Here is a 4,938-nt window from a genome sequence, read left to right as displayed (position 1 = left end):
AGCACCATCATTCCCGGATACCACACTCTCGGGATAGAGGCGCAGCAAACTTCGGCTCCCCCCGCTCCCCATCTGGCCATATTGGCTCCTCCCGCCCCATCCACCGATGCTGAGTAAATATACTTACCGGTATGGTTCACAATACCCACCTGCGCCGTCGCGGTAGGACTTGGGCCGCCTTGCTCAACCTGCCTGGCCTTGAAGGCACAGCCGCTCAACAGCAAGACAGCGCCAAGATACATAATCCATTTCATGATTTTCCTTTTATAAAAATAGGCAGTTGAAGGAACAAGGCTAGGCAGCCGAGCGCGCCTGCCAGAAATCGTCGGGCAGCGTGTCGAGCTCGGACAGGTAATTCGCACCCTGGCGCGTGCGCCGCAACAGGCTGGCCATCGCAGGATGCAAGGTGAAATCATCGGCCAGCATCAAGGCCAGGGCGCTGAAATGCTGACGCTGGCCCGCCGCCTCGATGCCGCTGGCATTTGCTACAAGTAAATGACGCGCCACGCGCGCGTGATACTCGGCCGGAGTACCGGAATGAAACAGGTCCGGCTGCACATCATGCAGATTGGCAAGAATGGCGTCGGCTTCGGCGCTATCCACCAAGGAGGCAAAGGCGGTGTCGCTGAGGGGGAATTTATCAAACTCCGCCGGGGCGCACGGCTAGCTCAATGACCTAGCTTGACTTACGCCGTCTTCGCCTGCTCCACCGCATCGGCAGATCTGTGATGGGCCATCGCGATACCGCGCTGTTCCTTGTGCAAAACAGGTAGCATGCCCGCATACTGAGCGCCCGACGGCTTGAAGGTATCCGATCCCATGTAAATTGACCGGAAACGCAAATAGCCACCTCCCATGAGTTTACTCTCGCGTCCGCCCTTGTCCGGTTCGATCGCATCCATTTCATTTTCGGTGCCTTTGACAGCTTTGTATCGCAGCAATTGCTCTTTTTCCTTCGTGCTCAAATTATAGGGATTGAGCTTCCCAGGGTCTGCCTCCGGACCGCTCTCCCAGTCACGGGCTCGCTCTTCCTGCGCCACAAGCAATTCCAGCGCGTACCACAAGTCGGGAATGTCTTTCCCCAGCGGTTTGAACCACGCGCGCGAGTCATGCACGAACTGCTCAAAAAAGTTGCTTACTTCGACGGGTGGTACCGGCTTATCCCAAAATTCAGCGATAGGTTCCCATTCGGGATTACGGGGCCGCCCTCTGCTGCTGGTCGTCCGCTGACCGGCGCGCCATTTTTCAAAGCTCGCAACCTCTTCTTCCAGCTCTTTGTCCGCCATCGTGAGATCAGTAAAATCAAATTTCCCGCTTTTATAGCTTGTTGCCAAATTCTTGACATTCGGTAAATTTCCCATCTTGCCTAGCATTTTCTTGCGCCACTGTATGTACAGCATATGCTGGAATTCCATGATTCTATGTAGCCGCAATGAGGGTTCAGCGCCTTGCTGCGCATGGCAAAAGCCGATATACGCATTGAAGGTGGTTATAGTCCGCGGATTGATGCGAAAGGCCCGCTTCGTCGCTTCACTGGCCTCTTCCAGCTTCAGCGGCACCCCGGCCAGGCGGGCAGCCCGGTACATCGTGGCCAACGTAATGCGCGACATCAAATCGCCGCCACTTGGATCTGTACCGCGCCCTTGTTCTTGCTGCAGATAGCCGCCTCCGATGTCCGAATGAACACCAGGAAAAACAATTTCCATACAATTAGGGGGAATATTGCCCAAGTGAGCAACGGAGTCCAAGGGAAAAGACCGGCGCACTTCATGCGCCGACACCAGATGCAGGCACTTGCTTGGCCCCGGTGACGTAGGTATTCTGAGCGACACTTCGGCGTCGGCCCAGCCACCATGTCCATCCACCATCCTGTTCGGGAGGGGTACTGAAGCCGCCAAGCCAACCGAAGCGACGGTATCGAACAGGCCCATGAAGTCGAAGGTCACCTCGATAGTGCCAATACTTAACTGGCGAGCCTTGACGCCCTTGCTAACGGTCAGTTGCGCATCGAGCTTGCATAACCAGATGAACCAGTTGGCAAACGAGCGCGCTTCGGCTGCGCCACGCGAGAAACCGAACATCGACACGAAGATATTGAGCACCTTGCCTTTATTGACGCTTTTCGCCGGCGCATCGGTTGGCACAAACGGCCGCAAATTGCTGTGCAACTTTTGCAAGGCCTGCGTGAAAGCGTTCACCAGCGCCTGTGAAGGCTGCACTTTGCTGGGCAAACTGAGCGTATTGAAGTCCTGTTTAAACGTCTTGTCATCCACCAGGGGAGCATCGGTATAATATCTGTGCACATTATTCAATGCTTCCACCAATGCCCAGATGATGCGATTTTCTCCCTTGTAGGCAAAGGCCAGGCCGCGCGCCCGGTCGCTGGTGAGAGCGCTAAATCCCTCTCCCGTATCGCCAACCTCGTCGAAACGCGTGCCCACTCCCGGAACGTAGATGCGAAAGTAACTCTTGTGATATTTTGTCTCCAAGTCCGGCCACGCCTCGCTGCCATGCGTGTCTTTGCCCCCGGGAAATGCACGATACAAGCGCGCCACGTTGCTGTGCGAATGAAGCGGTACATCCCGCTTCATATTATTGTTGGTGCCGTCGAAGAAGAAGCCAAAGAACAGATTCGCATCGCATGAGGGGGGAAATCCTGGGGCCGGACATTCCCTTTTTTTGACTAAATCACCCAATATTTTCAGTTCTATCTCATCATCAAAAAATTTAGCTGAATCTGCTGGTTCATTTTTCTCAGCAGAATAAATAGTGGCCAAAAATGCAGTCATGGATGCATTCCCTCAAGGCTCTGAATGAGTTTCTTCTTATACTCAATTACATCCTTTAATTCATCAATTTCAGTGACCGTCATCTTATTACTATTACGTGCCAATCCTTTTTCCATAGTATCTAACCATTTTTTTTCCAATTCTATTTTTGCTTTACGACGCTGTGTCCGATACTCCTTCGTCGCTACCGGATACCCCTTGATTTTCCCCGGCCACTCCGGCAAGCTCGGTCCGTAATGCGACACAACGGCTCCCACGCTGCCATCTTCGTAGACGATCAGCCAGATATCACCGGCCTTCCCATTCGGATACGGCGGGATGCTGACCGTCTCGCGATGCAGGGTCGGGTCCGGGTAAAACTGATAGGCCACCACCACATTCAACTCCGCATGCCACTTTTCCGGCACGCTGAAACAGCATATCGTGCCCCCCTGCCCATATGGATCGATCGAATCGCCACCGCCGCCGCTGTTGGTATTGCCCGGATTTTCAACCGCGATGTAGTTGACTTCGCGCGAAGAATAATTCAGCACCTGGATGCTCGCGGCCATGACGACGCCGGGTAAGCATGCGGCCAGCAAAAGGCCTCGCAATAGTTGCCTCTTGAGTAACGCACTCATGGTTTCCCCCTATGTATCAATGCCAAGACTCAGAGCGCGTGCCTTGGCGCCATTGCTAACGGTAAGTTGCGTATCCAGTTTGCATAGCCTGGCGTCACTGCCATGCGTATCTTTACCGCCGGAAAATGCACGATACAAGCGCGCCACGTTGCTGTGCGAGTGAAACGCCACATCCCGCTCCATATTATTGTTGGTGCCGTCGAAGAAGAAACCGAAAAATAGATTGACATCACATGGCGGAGGGAAGCCTGGAAGTGGGCATTCACGAGCTTTGAAAAATTTCACAATTTCTTTCATCTCACCAGTTCCGTCAAAAAAACGGTCTTTGTCAGATGGATCAGTTTTATCAACAGAATAGCTTTCAGCTAAAAAAGCAGTCATGGTTTTCCTTCCAGACTTTGGATGAGTTTTCTTTGGAATTCAATAATTTCTTGAGTCTCCTTTATATCTTCAACTGACAAAATATTGATGTCACGTAACAACACCCTTTCCAACGTAAGTAAGGTCGCTTTTTCCCTCTTCAATTTTTGTCTGCGACGCTCATCCCGATACTCCTTCGTCGGCACCGGATACCCCTTGATTTTCCCCGGCCACTCCGGTCGGCTCGGTCCGTAATGCGACACCACGGCTCCCACGCTGCCATCTTCATAGACGATCAGCCAGATATCATCTCCCTTCCCATCCGGATACGGTGGAACACTGACCGTCTCGCGATGAAAGGTTGGGTCCAGGGACAACTGATAGACCACCACCACCTTCAAATCCGCATGCCACTTTTCCGGCACGCTGAAACAGCATATCGATCCGCCCTGCCCGTATGGACGGATCGAATCGCCACCGCCGCCGCTGTTGGTATTGCCAGGATTTTCAACCGCGATGTAATCGACTTCTCGCGAAGAATAATTCAGCGCCTGAATGCTCGCGGCCATGGCGACGCCGGGTAAGCATGCGGCCAGCAAAAGACCTCGCAATAGTTGTCTCTTGAGTAACGCACTCATGGTTTCCCCCTATGTATCAATGCCAAGACTCAGAGCGCGTGCCTTGGCGCCATTGCTAACGGTCAGTTGCGTATCCAGTTTGCATAGCCTGGCGTCACTGCCATGCGTATCTTTACCGCCGGAAAATGCACGATACAAGCGCGCCACGTTGCTGTGCGAGTGAAACGCCACATCCCGCTTCATATTATTGTTGGTACCGTCGAAGAAGAAACCGAAAAACAGATTGACATCACATGGCGGAGGGAAACCTGGAAGTGGACACTCACGCGCCTTCATGAATTTTATAATTTTATCCATTTCATCTATTCCGTCAAAAAAACGGTCTTTATCAGATGGATCATTTTTATCTACAGAATAGCTTTTGGCTAAAAAAGCAATCATGGATTTCCTTCCAAGCTTTGGATGACTTTTTTCTGAAACTCAATGATTTCCTGAATCTCCTTTACCTTCTCATCTGGCAAAGAATTCCCTCTAAGCAACAGTCCTCTTTCCAGCGTAAGTAAGCTAGCTTTTTCTCTCTTCAATTTCAGC

7 protein-coding genes are annotated in these 4,938 nt (G+C 52.2%); all 7 read right to left on the bottom strand.

Annotated elements, in window-relative coordinates:
• On the bottom strand, positions 1-254 hold a 254-nt coding region (locus HWE17_RS28275), incomplete at its 3' end, for a DUF3304 domain-containing protein (protein ID WP_176391090.1).
• Between the two features lie 40 nt (positions 255-294).
• On the bottom strand, positions 295-603 hold the full coding sequence (locus tag HWE17_RS28270; protein ID WP_176391089.1) for a hypothetical protein: 309 nt from the start codon (positions 601-603) through the stop codon (positions 295-297).
• 83 nt (positions 604-686) lie between these two features.
• Positions 687-2,789 carry a DUF2235 domain-containing protein gene (locus HWE17_RS28265; protein ID WP_176391088.1) on the bottom strand — a complete coding sequence of 701 codons (2,103 nt, stop codon included), beginning with the start codon at positions 2,787-2,789 and terminating at the stop codon, positions 687-689.
• Positions 2,786-3,409: a DUF3304 domain-containing protein gene (locus tag HWE17_RS28260; protein ID WP_176391087.1), complete on the bottom strand. Its 624-nt coding sequence runs from the start codon at positions 3,407-3,409 to the stop codon at positions 2,786-2,788. The genes HWE17_RS28265 and HWE17_RS28260 overlap by 4 nt, the downstream gene beginning before the upstream one ends.
• 9 nt (positions 3,410-3,418) lie before the next feature.
• On the bottom strand, positions 3,419-3,790 hold the full coding sequence (locus HWE17_RS28255; RefSeq protein WP_176391085.1) for a hypothetical protein: 372 nt from the start codon (positions 3,788-3,790) through the stop codon (positions 3,419-3,421).
• Positions 3,787-4,407 carry a DUF3304 domain-containing protein gene (locus HWE17_RS28250; RefSeq protein ID WP_176391086.1) on the bottom strand — a complete coding sequence of 207 codons (621 nt, stop codon included), beginning with the start codon at positions 4,405-4,407 and terminating at the stop codon, positions 3,787-3,789. The genes HWE17_RS28255 and HWE17_RS28250 overlap by 4 nt, the downstream gene beginning before the upstream one ends.
• A 9-nt stretch (positions 4,408-4,416) precedes the next feature.
• Entirely contained in the window at positions 4,417-4,788 is a 372-nt protein-coding gene (locus HWE17_RS28245; RefSeq protein WP_176391084.1) for a hypothetical protein, read from the bottom strand.
• Positions 4,789-4,938 lie beyond the last annotated feature (150 nt).

The organism is Janthinobacterium sp. BJB401 (assembly GCF_013372745.1).
Taxonomy (GTDB): Bacteria; Pseudomonadota; Gammaproteobacteria; order Burkholderiales; family Burkholderiaceae_D; genus Janthinobacterium; species Janthinobacterium rivuli.
This window is presented reverse-complemented; position numbering and strand designations above follow the sequence as displayed.